Source organism: Nocardia sp. NPDC004654, from assembly GCF_040609595.1.
GTDB lineage: Bacteria > Actinomycetota > Actinomycetes > Mycobacteriales > Mycobacteriaceae > Nocardia.
On sequence record NZ_JBEXKI010000002.1, the window covers coordinates 165,134 to 178,456 of the forward strand.

A 13,323-nucleotide genomic window follows, 5' to 3' on the forward strand; every position below is an offset into this window, starting at 1 on the left:
GCATCACCGCCTGCTCTACCCTCCCGTTCGCCCGCGAGACGTCCGTCAGCCGACCTGTTCACCGAGAAGCAACCCGCGCCTCGCAAGTCGGCCACCCCGCGCGAGTCTTAAGAGCGCCGTGCCGCAGGCGCGGCAAATCGAACACCGGCTAGTCTTGCGAGCGGCCACCGACCAGAGGGGAGAACAGCAGGTGCGAACCGGTAGCGTGCGGGCTGTCGCCACACAGCCGCGATCCCGGGTGCGTGCGGTGGCCGCGCTGGCCGCCATGGGCGCGCTCGCGCTGACCGCCTGCGGCACCGACGTCGACGACATCACGGTCGGCCCCGGGAAGGGTTGGCCCGCCGCGCACCACGACGGTCGCAACAGCGGCGTCAGCCCCGTGACCGGCGCGCGCTCGCTGACGCTGAGCTGGTCCAGGCCCGCCGCCGGTCCCATCGAGCAGCCGGTCACCATCGGCGCCGAAGGCCAGCTGTTCCTGACCACCCGCACCCCCAACGGATGCGCCATCCTGTCGTTCCAGATGCCGACCGGCCGCAAGCGTTTCTGTGATGTGCTCGGCCCCAACGCGATCTCGTCGCCCACCGCCGTGGACGGCGTGAGCAACGTCTACGTCGGCGACGACGGCGCGGTGAACTCCTACAACTACCTCGGTCAGCCGCGCTGGCGCACAGCCGTTGCGGGCGTGCCGGTTTCGGTGCAGTTCACCGGTGACAGCAGGCTGCTCACCATCACCCAGTCCGGCCAGGTGGACGTGCTCGACCGGCAGACCGGCCTGCGGACCGTGCCGACCCTTCAGCTGCTCGGCGAGCCCGACTTCATGGAGCACCCCGACCTGACCCGCCCGGCTTCGGGCCAGGGTCTCGACGACTGCGCCACCGGCGGCCCGCAATGCCCGGTCGCGAACATCTCGGCGATCGAGGAGTCCACCGGTCGCTTCTACGTCACCGTGTGGCAGCCCGGTTCGCCGAACGCGGCGCTGGTCGCTCTGCGCTACGCCGACAACAAGATCCAGCAGGAGTGGCGCGCGGAGATACTGACCGACGGCAGCGCCACCGGTCCCGCGCTCTCCGCGGACGGCGGCACGGTCTACGTCGGCGACAACACCGAGCGGCTGATCGCCGTCGACACCGCCGACGGTCGCACCAAGTGGGTGCGGCCGCTGGGATTCACACCGACCGGCGGAATCTCGGTCTCCGCCGACGGTCTGATCATCCCGGCGGGCGACGAGGGTTACCTGCTCGCCCTGCGCGACACCGGTGAGACCGCCGAAACGGTCTGGGAGCGCAAGGATCTCGCGCTGCGTGGCGTGCCGGTGCAGACCGCGGGCGGTACCGGCTACACCGTGGCGGCGATCCGCGAGGGCCTGAGCCTGATCACCTTCGACACCGGCAGCGGCGACACCATCGATGCCGACGTGCTGCCCGGCGCGAAGGGCAGCACCACCGGCACCTCGGTCGGCGCCGAGGGCGAGGTGGTGCTGGCCACGCGAATCGGCGAGGTCTTCGTTTTCAAGCCGGAGTAGGCGTACCTCCGTATCCGCTCCGGCCGTGCGCGGTCTTCGGCCGGACTGCGTCCGGCAGCGCCGATCAGATCGGGTTGTTCGGATCCCGTTCCGGCAGCGGACGTTCCACGATGACCGGCCTGCCGAGCGGGTTGCGCACCCGGCGTTTGGCTTCCGAGTACACCTGCGCGGTCTCCGCGGCGACCACGTCCCAGGCGAAGTCCGCGGTCAGACGCTCCCGCGCGGCGTAGGCGCGGTCCTGCGTGGCGACGGGATCGTCCAGCGTGGCGCGCACCGCCTCCACCAGACCGTCCACGTCGGCGGGTTCGAAGGAGGCGCCGGTGACGCCGTCGATGACCGCTTCGCCGAGCCCGCCCGCGGTGGAGGTGATCAGCGGGGTGCCCGCGGCGGCCGCCTCCAGCGCGACGATGCCGAACGGCTCGTAGCGGCTCGGCAGCACGATGGCGTCGGCGCCGTGCAGCCAGCCGAGCAGCTCCTGGTGACCGAGCTGACCGGCGAAGGTCACCGCGCGCGCGACGCGGTGCACCCGAGCCCGTTCCCGCAGCCATTCGAACTGGGTGCCGACGCCGGCGACGGTCAGCGTGGTGCCGGGGTGGGCGCGGCGGATGCGGGGCAGGGCGGCGATGGCGTCCTGCACGCCCTTCTCGTATTCCAGCCGGCCGACGTACAGCAGCCGCGGCGGGCCGGAGCGTGGCGCGCGCGGCCGGAAGGTCCACGCGCCCACGTCGATGCCGTTGCGGATGACGGTCATCGGGATGCGCTCGGGACCGTAGAGGCGCTGCACCTCGTCCTGCATCGAGGTCGAGCAGGTGATCAGCGCGTCGGATTCGTTGGCGAGCCACCATTCGACCGAGTGGACCTGCTTGTTGACCTTGCCCGCGACCCAGCCGCTGTGGCGACCCGCCTCGGTGGCGTGAATGGTCGAGACCAGCGGCACGTCGTAGTACTCGGCGAGGGCGATGCCGGGATGGGCGACCAGCCAGTCGTGCGCGTGCACGACGTCGGGCGTCCAGCCGTCGCCGATGCCCGGCTTACCGAGCGCGACGCCCGCGCGCACCATCGCGTGGCCCATGGCCAGCGTCCAGGCCAGCATGTCCTCGCCGAAGTCGAAGCAGGGCGGATCCTCGGCGACGGCGACCACCAGTACGCCGTCCTCGATGAACGAATGCGTCGGGTGGGTGGCGGAATCGGTGCCGGACGGGCGGCGGGACAGGACGACCACTTCGTGGCCCCCCGCGGCGAGTTCGGTGGCGAGGTGATGCACGTGCCGACCCAACCCACCGACCACAACCGGCGGGTATTCCCACGACACCATCAAGATCTTCATGCATGTCCTTCATAGGCAGGGCCGTCCGCGGCCGGGCCTTGCGGGCCCCGGCCCAGGTTCCCGGTGGGATCGGCACTGGGGAGCCGTCGCGCATCCAATCCGGGGAAGAATCCGTCGGCCGCGTACCATCCTGCCGCCAACTGCCGCGCTTTCGCGACTTGACCCGCGCCGACCGCCGCCGCGATCTCCCGCACGGCATGCGCGTGCTGGTGGGCCCGCTCCCGCGCGTAACCCGCCGCGGAGTCCTTGCTGACCATGAACGCCCAGTCGCTGGACACTGTCAGGATCGCCTCGCGCAGCAACTGATCCGCGACCGGATCGCGCAGCGGGGACGTGGATCCCGCGCGCATCTTGTCCAGGGTGTCCAGCGCCAACCGCACGACTTCGTCATTGAGTTCGACCAGATCCCGCACCTGATCACCGGCCCAGACCCGCCAGTCCTTGCCGGATCCCCAGGACGAATCGGTCAGCTGCACGGGCTCACCCACGAAGCCGCGTTCGCGCGCGTCGGCCAGGGTGCCGACGGTGACACCCGCCTCGGGCAGCGCGCGCAGGACCTGGGCCAGCCACTGCGGGCCCTCGTGCCACCAGTGCCCGAACAGCTCGGTGTCGAAGGCGGCGACGACGAGCGCGGGGCGGCCGATGCGTTCGGATTCGGCCACGAGTCGATCGCGCACGGTGCGCACGAAGTCGTCGACGTCGCGGACCACCGCCGCGGCCGCCAGCTCCGGGTCGTACGGGGCCTTGTCGGGCCCGGCGACCGTCTTGCCGGTGACCCGGGCGGGTTTGAGACCCGTAGAGTGGTCGTAGTGATGAAAGTCACGGTACGCCGCCTGGCCGGGATACCCGGACTTCGGCGACCAGACCCGGTAGCTCACCTGCAAATCGCGCCCGAACGCCACCACGTCGGAGTCGCGCACCGGGCGGCCGAGGCTGCTGTCGCCGCGCAGCGCGGGCCCGTCGACCATGAAATGCGTCACACCGGCCTCGGCGTAGCCGATCTCCATGCCCGGCGTGTATCCGCACTCCGGCGCCCAGATGCCGGTCGGGGTGTGGCCCCAGCGCTGGCGGGCGTCGGCGAGGCCTTCGCGCAGCTGGAAGGCGCGCAGCCGCGGGTCCAGCAGCGGCTGGAACGGGTGCGCCAGCGGCCCGCCGAGCAGTTCGATCGTCTGCGCGTCCGCGAGTTCGCGCCAGACCGGCGCGGCGCCGTGCCGCCAGCGCAGCTCGAACTCGGCGAGCGCCGCGGCGGCGAGCCGGTGCTCGTGTCCGCCCAGCGCGATATTGCCCGCCATGGCGGCCTCGTCGGCGCGCAGCTGCCAGTTGCCGAGCCAATGGTGCATGCCCGCCAGGCAATGCGGGTCGTCCAGCTGGGCCGCGAGCACCGGCGTGATGCCGAGGCTGAGCAGATTCGAACGCCCTTCCGCCGCAAGGGTTCTCAGCACCTCGACGACCGGAAGGTAGGACGCGGCCCAGGACTGGTAGAGCCATTCCTCGCCGACCGGCCAGCGGCCGTGGTGGGCCAGCCACGGCAGATGGGAGTGCAGGACCAGGGTGAACTGGCCGGGTACCGCGTTGTCGGTCAACGCTTCACCGCGATGGCCACGAGGTCGAGACTGGCGTCGATGTCCTCGGTGATCAGGTCGAAGTCGTCGATGGAGACCGCGGCGACGTCGGCGGTCAGTTCGGCGGGCCACGACTCGCCCGCGAGCGCCCGCTCGATCTGCGCGTCGATGAACGAGCCACCGTGCTTGGCGTCCAACGCTTTCAGCGTCGCGCCGTGGTGTACGCCGGTCATCAGCGCGACCTCGAAACCGGCCTCGACGATCAGCTCGGTCAGTTCGTCCGCGTTGAGTTCGCGGGTGTGGAACGGGTTGAGCGGGGTGTCGCGGCCCGGGGAGAAGGTGATCCGGTTGGGCGTGCTGATCAGCAGCTCGCCGCCGGAGCGCAGCACTCGATGGCATTCCCGCAGGAACTGGCTCTGGTCCCAAAGGTGTTCGATGACTTGGAAATTCACCACGACATCGACCGAGGCGTCGTCGAGCGGCAGGGCGGCGAGGTTGCCCTGGATCATCTCCACGCGCGGGTAGCGCGCGCGTACGTGCGCGACCGCGCTCGCGTCGTAGTCGAGGCCGATCACCTTGGCGGCCACTCCGGCGATCATGTCGGCGCCGTAACCTTCGCCGGAACCGGCCTCCAGCACGGTCTTTCCGGCGCACCGGTCGAGCAGCCGGGCGTAGACGATCTCGTGCCTGCGGAACCAGTAGTTCTCCTCGGCGATGCCGGGGACGGTGCGCTCGCCGGTCAGCGGCAATGGTTCGTCGGCACCGGCGTTTTCCGCAGTTATGACCCTCGGGTCGCCCACTGCGGCAGGGATCACAGCCTCGCTCATCACACCGACGTTACTGGTAAGGGTCGCGCACGATATCGCCCGGACCGGTGTATTGAGAGAGAAGCCACTAAGTTACCCACGAGTAACTTAACGTAGGGTAGTGTCACGCCCTGAGCTACCTCAACAGGACGTACGGCCCAGCTCGTGCGACCACCAGATAACGCCCCCAGAACAGGAGGTCGACGAAGACCGATGCCGAACATCGTCGTACTCATCAAGCAGGTCCCTGACACCTGGTCCGAGCGCAAGCTGTCCGATGGTGACTACACCCTGGACCGTGAGGCCGCGGACGCCGTCCTCGACGAGATCAACGAGCGCGCCGTCGAAGAGGCGCTGCTGATCAAGGAAGCCCAGGGCGGTGAGGTCACCGTGCTGGCCGCCGGTCCGGACCGCGCCACCGAGGCCATCCGCAAGGCGCTTTCCATGGGCGCCGACAAGGCCATCCACATCAACGACCCGGCGATCCACGGCTCCGACGCCGTGCAGACCGCGTGGGTGCTGGCCAGCGCGCTCGGCCAGGTCGAGGGTGTCGAGCTGGTCATCGCCGGTAACGAGGCGACCGACGGCCGCGCCGGTGCGGTGCCCGCGATCATCGCGGAGTACCTGGGTCTGCCGCAGCTGACCCACCTGCGCAAGCTGACCGTCGACGGCGACAAGATCACCGGCGAGCGCGAGACCGACGAAGGCGTCTTCAAGCTGGAGGCCACCCTCCCGGCCATCGTCTCGGTCACCGAGAAGATCAACGAGCCGCGCTTCCCGTCCTTCAAGGGCATCATGGCGGCCAAGAAGAAGGAAGTTCAGGTCTTCACGCTGGCCGATCTGGGCGTCGACCCGTCGACCGTGGGTGTCGCCAACGCGGGCACCACCGTCACCGCGTCCACCCCGAAGCCCCCGCGCACCGCGGGCGAGAAGATCGCGGACGAGGGCGACGGCGGCACCAAGATCGCCCAGTACCTCATCGGTCAGAAGATCATCTGATCCGGCCGGCTGACGAGACTTCCTAGGAGAGAACACAAATGGCTGAAGTACTTGTGCTCGTCGAGCACGCCGACGGTGCGATCAAGAAGGTCAGCACCGAACTGCTCACCGCCGCCCGCACCCTGGGCACCCCGGCCGCCGTCGTGCTCGGCGCCGCGGGCACCGGCGAGAAGCTGGCCGACGCGCTGGCCGCCGCGGGCGCCGAGAAGATCTACATCGCCGAGTCCGACGATGTGGACAACTTCCTGGTGACCCCGAAGGTCGACGTGCTGGCCGGTCTGGTGGAGTCGGTGTCCCCGGCCGCCGTGATCGTGTCCGCCTCCGCCGAAGGCAAGGAGGTGTCGGGTCGCCTCGCCGCCCGCATCGGTTCCGGCCTGCTGGTGGACGTCATCGGCGTCAACGAGGACGGCTCCGTCGTGCACTCCATCTTCGGTGGCGCCTTCACCGTCGACGCCAAGGCCACCGGCGACGTGCCGGTCATCTCGGTCCGCCCGGGTGCGGTCGAGGCCGCGGCGCAGGCCGGTGCCGGCGAGAAGGTGACCGTCGAGGTCCCCGCGCAGGAAGAGGGCGTCGTCAAGGTGACCTCGCGCGAGCCGGTCGTCGCCGGTGACCGTCCGGAGCTCACCGAGGCGAACATCGTCGTCTCCGGTGGTCGCGGTGTCGGCTCGGCCGACAACTTCGCGGTCGTCGAGGCGCTGGCCGACTCGCTCGGCGCGGCCGTCGGCGCCTCGCGCGCCGCCGTCGACTCGGGCTACTACCCGGGCCAGTTCCAGGTCGGTCAGACCGGTAAGACGGTCTCCCCGCAGCTGTACATCGCCCTCGGCATCTCCGGCGCCATCCAGCACCGCGCCGGTATGCAGACCTCGAAGACCATCGTCGCGGTCAACAAGGACGAAGAAGCCCCGATCTTCGAGATCGCGGACTACGGCATCGTCGGCGACCTGTTCAACGTCGCCCCGCAGCTCACCGAAGCGGTCAAGACCCACAAGGGCTGAGACCCCTCGGCGCGTAGCCAACTTGAACGACCCCGGCTGGAAACAGCCGGGGTCGTTCCTGTTTCAGCTTCGATGCCGGTACCTGGGCTCCGCGATGAGCCGCGGCACACCAGTCCAAGAGGCCGACCGTCGTGGCCGGGGACTTGTCGTTCGAACGTGGGGCCTGGCGATCGACCGGCGAAATCACTGTGGACCGGCGGCTTTCGCCTCGTTTGTGAGACCGAGGGTGGTCTGCGGTGCCTCAGCTGCGGTGGAGGGTGGCCAGCAGGGTGGTGAGGATGGGGGAGCGGCGGGCGTCGTCGCGGAGGACGGCGCAGACCGGGATGCGCAGGCGGTGTTCGGCGAGTTGCAGGACGACGAGTCCTTCGGTGGGGCTCTGGGCGTAGAGGACGGTCCACGCCTCGGGGCGGTTGATCAGCTCCATGGTGGCGGTGTGGTCGGGAGGAATCGGCGGGCCGAAGGTGGGGCCGACGGGCAGATCGGCGAAGGCGCTGCGAATGATGTTGTGCAGCAGCACCTGTTCCTGTTCGGGCGGCAGCAGCAGCGGGTAGGAGCTGAGGTCGTTGAGGGTGACGGTGTCGCGGGTGGCCAGCGGGTGACCGCTCGAAGTCGCGATCACGAGGTCTTCGACCCAGAGTTGTTCCACCATCAGGCCTGGCTGGTCGACGCGCCCGCGGATCAGCGCGAGATCGCAGTCGCCGTCCGCGACGGCCGTGATGCGTTGGCGGAAGGGCTTGATCACGAATTCGATTTCCGCGTCCGGGTGCGCGGCGCGCGCGGCCGCGATGGCCGACAGCGAGCGGCTCGCGAAGGACATGTTGGCCGCCAGCCGGATTCGCGGCCCGGAGGCCCGAACCGCCGCGCGGATGGCGGATTCCAGGCTCAGCATCTGTTTGGCCAGGGGAAGTAGCCGGGTGGTCGCGTCGGTGGGGACGACGGCCCTGGTAGAGCGCTCGAACAGCGGCACACCGAGGTCGCGTTCGAGCCGCGCGATCTGGTGGCTGATCGCCGACTGCGAGATGAAACATCGGGCCGCGGCCCTGCTGAAGCTCAGTTCTTCGCAGACCGCGACGAAGTACGCCAGCTGCCGAAGCTCCACGACAAGCTCCTATTCATGAGCAATCCAGATAAGAGTCATCTTCATTATGCGCCGTAACGGCTGAAATATCTGCGTTCCCGATGACGGTTGGTAATGAGAGAAGGAGGCTGTCATGGAACACGCAGATGTGGTCGTCGTCGGATCGGGATTCGGGGGGCTGGCCGCCGCCAAACAACTCGCCAAGTCGGGTATCGACTTCGTACTCATTTCGAGCACGCCGGAACACCTGTTCCAGCCGTTGCTCTATCAGGTCGCGACGGGTGTGCTGGCGTCGCACGAGATCGCGCCGCCCATCAAGTCGGTGCTGCGCAGGCACAAGGAAGCCGATGTGCGCCTCGGCAAGGTGGTCGGCATCGATCCGGATCAGGCGATCGTCACCTACGAGAACGACGGTGTGCGCCACGAGATTCGGTACGGCTCGCTGATCGCGGCCACCGGCGCCTCGCAGTCCTATTTCGGCCGTGACGATTTCGCCGAGAAGACCTTCGCCCTCAAGACCATCGACGACGCGAAACTGCTTCGCGCCCAGATCGAACGGGTCTTCGCCGAGGCCGCGACCGCGGACCCCGAGACCAAGAGCAGGCTGCTCAGCTTTGTGGTGGTCGGCGCGGGCGCGACCGGCGTGGAAGTCGCCGGTCAGCTGAAGGAGCTCGCGAAAAGGTACTACCACCAGGATGTTTCGGTCACCCTGGTGGAGGGCGCCGGAGAGGTGTTGCCGCCCTTCGGCGGTGGGCTCTCGGAGTACGCGAAGAAGTCGTTGACCGGAAGCGGCGTCGAGGTGCTCGTCGACACGTTCGTCACCGACATCGAGCCGGGCAAGGTGACCGTCAAGGACAAGGCGGGTGTGGAGCGCAAGATCGGCGCCGAGACCGTGGTCTGGTCGGCTGGTGTGCAGGCGGGCGGGTTCGCCAAGATCCTGGCCGAGGCCACCGGCGTCGAGACCGACCGCGCCGGACGGCTGCTGATCAACCCCGATCTCACCGTCGCGGGCTACGCCGACATCTACGCCATCGGCGATATGACCTCGCTCAACGGCTACCCCGGTCAGTCGCCGGTGGCCATGCAGGAGGGCAGGCACGCCGCCGACATCATCCGCCGCAAGAAGCAGCCCGGCACCCCGTTCAAGTACTGGGACAAGGGCAGCATGGCGGTGATCAGCCGGTTCAGCGCGGTGGTGAAGCTCAACGAGAAGATCACCTTTCGCGGCGTGATCGCCTGGGTCATGTGGCTCGCGGTGCACCTGCTGTACCTGGTGGGCTTCCGCAACCGCTTCGCGGCGGTGGCTTCGTGGCTGGTCGCCTTCATCGGCAGCGGCCGCCCCGGTTTCGACGAGGTGGAATCGACCCCGGCGCAAGCCCGCGCACCGGAACGCGTCGCCGCCTGAGCGCACCCGAACGAATCGCACCGATGCCCGCGCATCGGTGCGATTGCCGTTTTCGGGCACTGAACGGTTGCTCGAGCAGGGAAAAGGCGACTCCACGACGCGTCGATGCTAACGCCGCGCGTCGGGTCGGTGAACCTTGGGTGTGACCGGCGTCTCGTTAACCTAGCCTGCATCGACACGCAACTTCGAGGTCGCCCCGGCGCAGTGTCGGACTGGCTTCATCACGGATATGACTATTTCGTCCGTGCTGACAGCCCCGGCTCCGACGGACTCGGGGGTGGAACGGTCGCGTTATTCCCTGGTCGTCTCGTCCGACGCCGAACACAGGGAGGCGGCGCAGCGGCTGCGCTACGGCGTCTTCGCCAACGAGCCGGGCTTCCACATCCCCGACAACGGCACCGGGCTGGACGCCGATCGCTTCGACGAGCACTGCGACCACCTGCTGGTGCGCGACGACATCACCGAGCAGTTCGTCGGCTGCTACCGGATGCTGCCGCCGGACAAGGTCGCCGCGGCGGGCGGGTACTACACCGCCACCGAATTCGACCTCGCCCAGCTGGATCCCGAGGGTCAGCGGATCGTCGAGATGGGCCGGGCCTGCGTGGTGCCCGACCACCGCAACGGGTCGGTGCTCACCCTCATGTGGGCGGGCATCCTGCACTACATCCAGCTCACCGGATACGAGTGGGTGATGGGTTGCGTGTCGGTGCCGATGCAGGACTCCCCGGCGGACCCGGTGGGCGTCAACGTGCGCGGCGTGCGGGACATGCTGCTCGGGCGGCACGCCTCCGATCCGGAGCGGCGGGTGCACCCGCACCGCCCGGTGGTCGTCGACGGTAAGACGCTCGACGAGCTGACCCCGCCCTCGCGCCCCAAGCTGCCTCCGCTGCTGCGCGGCTACCTGCGCCTCGGCGCGGAGATCTGCGGCGAGCCCGCGCACGATCCCGACTTCGCGGTCGCCGACTTCGTCGCGCTGCTCGGCCTGGACACCATCAACACGCGATACCTGGACCGACTACAGGGCGCTGCCGCGGCCCTCGACGGGGGGCGGTGAGGACCGTGGTCTTCGAGGCGCCGCCCGCACAGGCCGTGCACGCGTGGATGCCGTCGAGCCCCTGCGGGCCCGGCTGCATCGAGCCGATCGGTGAGATCGGCACGGCGCGGGTGGTCGCCCGCGCGCTCGGCGTCGCCGGGCTGCTGCTGACCTATCCGATGTGCCACCTCGCGACGCCCGCGGGACGGCGCGAAGACCTCCAGCGCGGATACGCGCGGATGCTGCTGCGCTGTCTCGGCATGCGACTGCGGGTGGTGGACAAGCGGATTCCCACCGATCCGGTGCCCGCCGAGCGCGCGATCGCCTCCCGGGTCGGCGCCGAGCGCGCCGCCTCCGCGGCCGCCAGCGCCGATGTCCGCTACGCCGATCGCGGCACCGGCGTGCTCGTGGTGACCGGGCACATCGGCTGGACCGACGTCGTCGCGCTGGCCGCCGTGCAGCCGCTCGGGTTCGTCGCGCGAGCCGATCTGATCGACTGGCCGCTGCTCGGCGAGCTGGCGAAGCTGATGCGCGTCATCCCGATCGAACGCGAGCGGCTGCGCCAGCTGCCCGACATCGTCGCCCAGCTCGGGGCGCGTCTCGCCGCGGGCGAGCGCGTCGCGGTCTTCCCGGAAGGCACCACGTGGTGCGGCCGCGCCTACGGCACCATGCGGCCCGCACTGTTCCAGGCCGCGATCGACACCGGCACCTTCGTGCAGCCCGTCCGCCTGCGCTACTTGGACGGGCACGACGACCGCTGCACCGTCCCCGGCTTCGTCGGCGAGGACTCCTTCGGCGACTCGGCCCTGCGCGTGTTGCGCTCCCGCGGCATGATCGCCGAGATCGTCCTCGAGCCGCCGGAGTATCCGGGCCTGGACCGCAAGGATCTCGCCCGCCGCTGCGAGCTGGCCGTGCGCGGCGACGAACTCTCCCGGCACGGACTGAACGACACCCGGTGGATCGAGGCCACCGCGACTCGGGTGGAGGACCCGGCGCCCGCCGAACCGACGGCGCCCGCCGCGGTCACGCACAGCGGCGTGGATCGGCGCGGGCTGCGCAGCCGCGCGGTCGCGGTCTTCCGCGGTCGGGGACGTGCACCGGAGCACGCGCCGCGCACCGAAACGGCATCCGACAGCGCACGCGCCTGACACAGGTGGCGCACTGCGTGCTAGCTGGGAGCCGGACGCAGGTGCACGACCTTCGTCTGGGTCATCTCGTCGAGCAGTTCCGGTCCGTAACCGAAGCCGGTTCCGCTGGCCCGCCGCGGATGCGCCGCGCCGCCCGGCGCTCCGCCGAACACCGCGTTGATCTTCACCGTGCCGACCGGCAGCTCCCGCCAGGCGCGCTGAGCGTTGGCGATCGAAGGAGTGAGCACGGTCGCCGCGAGGCCGTAGTCGTCGTTCGCGGCCTCGGCGAGACCCTGGTCGAACGTGTCCACCACCCGTATCGGCGCGACCGGACCGAACGTCTCCTCGCGCATGATTCGCATGGTCGGCTCGCAGCGGGTCAGCACGGTGGCCGGATACCACGCACCGGCGCCGTCCGGCACCGTTCCGCCGGTCAGCAGATCGGCTCCGTCGCGGACCGCGTCGCGCACGTGGGCGTGGACCCCATCGCGATGGCGTCGGTCGACCAACGGCGCCGCCCGCCAGGACTCGGCCTCGGCGACCAGCGCCGCGAGGAACGCCTCCGCGACATCCCGGTGCACGAAGATCCGCTCGACGGACACGCAGATCTGACCGGCGTTGGCGAACGCGCCGAGCGCCGCCTGCCCGGCGGCCCACACCGGATCCACACCGGTGTCGACGACGAGCGCGTCGTTGCCGCCGTTCTCCAGCAGGGCCTTGGCGCCCGTGGCCGCAACGCTTTTCGCGATCGACCGTCCGGTGCCCGTGCTGCCGACGTGCGCGACGACATCCACGTCGGTGCGTGCGGCGAGCAGCGCGCCCACCCGCCCATCGCCCTGCACCGTTTGCACAACGCCTTCGGGGAACGCGCTGGTGAACAGCTCCCCGAGTAGCCCGCCGGTGTGCGGCGCGCGCTCACTCGGCTTGTGCACGACCGTGTTTCCGGTGACCAGCGCCGCGCCGAGCAGACCGCAGGACACCGCGACGGGGTCGTTCCACGGCGTCAGCGCGACGACGACGCCGCGCGGTTCCCACACCATGAGGTCGGTCGCGTCGAAGTCGCCCTGCAAGCTCTTGCCCCGGTGCACCGGGCCCAATTCGGCGTATTGCTCCAACGTCGACGCCCCGGCCGACACCCCTTCCTTGCCCTCCGGCCGAGGGCGCCCGGTTTCGCGGCGGTTGAGCTCGGCGAGATCGTCGGCGCGCTCGCGGAGCAGGGCGGCGCAGGCGCGGAGCGCGGCCGCCCGTTCGGCCGCCGGGGTGCGCGCCCACATGGACTGGGCCCGGCTGGCCAGCTGCATCCGCTGATCGATCTCCGCGAGGCTCGTCATGGACACCTTGCCGACGGTGGCGCCGGTGGCGGGATCGAGGATCTCGATCGTTTCGTCCGCCCGGTCTTCGGTGGGAAACGTGACAGCTCTCGGTCCGGTCATACCGCGGGCGTTGCCTGCCGCCCGCTGTTCAAACCA

The 13,323-nt window shown here is 69.8% G+C and carries 11 protein-coding genes; 6 read left to right on the forward strand and 5 right to left on the reverse strand.

The genetic code is table 11. The features are described from left to right. Window positions 1-190 precede the first annotated feature (190 nt). Window positions 191-1,522, forward strand: a complete 1,332-nt coding sequence (locus ABZV58_RS06485) for a PQQ-binding-like beta-propeller repeat protein (RefSeq protein ID WP_354999169.1) — start codon at window positions 191-193, stop codon at window positions 1,520-1,522. A 64-nt stretch (window positions 1,523-1,586) separates the two neighbouring features. On the opposite strand, the gene ABZV58_RS06490 is transcribed toward ABZV58_RS06485, so the two are convergent. From ABZV58_RS06490 to ABZV58_RS06500, 3 genes are read right to left on the reverse strand one after another with little or no spacing between them, the layout of a single operon-like run. After that, the gene (locus tag ABZV58_RS06490) at window positions 1,587-2,849 is read right to left on the reverse strand and encodes a glycosyltransferase family 4 protein (protein WP_354999170.1); all 1,263 of its coding nucleotides are present in this window, start codon (window positions 2,847-2,849) and stop codon (window positions 1,587-1,589) included. Then, window positions 2,846-4,432 carry a glycoside hydrolase family 57 protein gene (locus ABZV58_RS06495; protein ID WP_354999171.1) on the reverse strand — a complete coding sequence of 529 codons (1,587 nt, stop codon included), beginning with the start codon at window positions 4,430-4,432 and terminating at the stop codon, window positions 2,846-2,848. Before ABZV58_RS06495 ends, ABZV58_RS06490 begins: the two co-directional genes overlap by 4 nt. After that, on the reverse strand, window positions 4,429-5,238 hold the full coding sequence (locus tag ABZV58_RS06500; protein ID WP_354999172.1) for a methyltransferase domain-containing protein: 810 nt from the start codon (window positions 5,236-5,238) through the stop codon (window positions 4,429-4,431). The genes ABZV58_RS06495 and ABZV58_RS06500 overlap by 4 nt, the downstream gene beginning before the upstream one ends. Window positions 5,239-5,430: 192 nt before the next feature. Here ABZV58_RS06500 and ABZV58_RS06505 point away from each other — a divergent pair, with 192 nt between their 5' ends. Together ABZV58_RS06505 and ABZV58_RS06510 are read left to right on the forward strand one after the other, a co-directional pair. Next, the gene (locus tag ABZV58_RS06505) at window positions 5,431-6,216 is read left to right on the forward strand and encodes an electron transfer flavoprotein subunit beta/FixA family protein (protein WP_067781613.1); all 786 of its coding nucleotides are present in this window, start codon (window positions 5,431-5,433) and stop codon (window positions 6,214-6,216) included. Window positions 6,217-6,254: 38 nt separating this feature from the next. Next, the gene (locus ABZV58_RS06510; protein WP_354999173.1) at window positions 6,255-7,211 is read left to right on the forward strand and encodes an electron transfer flavoprotein subunit alpha/FixB family protein; all 957 of its coding nucleotides are present in this window, start codon (window positions 6,255-6,257) and stop codon (window positions 7,209-7,211) included. Between the two features lie 241 nt (window positions 7,212-7,452). On the opposite strand, the gene ABZV58_RS06515 is transcribed toward ABZV58_RS06510, so the two are convergent. Next, on the reverse strand, window positions 7,453-8,310 hold the full coding sequence (locus ABZV58_RS06515; protein ID WP_354999174.1) for a LysR family transcriptional regulator: 858 nt from the start codon (window positions 8,308-8,310) through the stop codon (window positions 7,453-7,455). Between the two features lie 112 nt (window positions 8,311-8,422). On the opposite strand from ABZV58_RS06515, the gene ABZV58_RS06520 reads away from it, so the two are divergent. From ABZV58_RS06520 to ABZV58_RS06530, 3 genes are all read left to right on the forward strand, one after another. Continuing rightward, a complete protein-coding gene (locus ABZV58_RS06520; protein ID WP_354999175.1) occupies window positions 8,423-9,694 on the forward strand; it encodes an NAD(P)/FAD-dependent oxidoreductase in 1,272 nt (423 codons plus the stop codon). A 229-nt stretch (window positions 9,695-9,923) separates the two neighbouring features. Next, a complete protein-coding gene (locus ABZV58_RS06525) occupies window positions 9,924-10,748 on the forward strand; it encodes a GNAT family N-acyltransferase (protein ID WP_354999176.1) in 825 nt (274 codons plus the stop codon). Next, on the forward strand, window positions 10,745-11,875 hold the full coding sequence (locus ABZV58_RS06530; protein WP_354999177.1) for a lysophospholipid acyltransferase family protein: 1,131 nt from the start codon (window positions 10,745-10,747) through the stop codon (window positions 11,873-11,875). The genes ABZV58_RS06525 and ABZV58_RS06530 overlap by 4 nt, the downstream gene beginning before the upstream one ends. A gap of 20 nt (window positions 11,876-11,895) precedes the next feature. On the opposite strand, the gene ABZV58_RS06535 is transcribed toward ABZV58_RS06530, so the two are convergent. Next, window positions 11,896-13,287 (reverse strand): aldehyde dehydrogenase family protein, encoded by a 1,392-nt coding sequence (locus ABZV58_RS06535; protein ID WP_354999178.1) that lies wholly within the window; start codon window positions 13,285-13,287, stop codon window positions 11,896-11,898. Window positions 13,288-13,323: the final 36 nt, after the last annotated feature.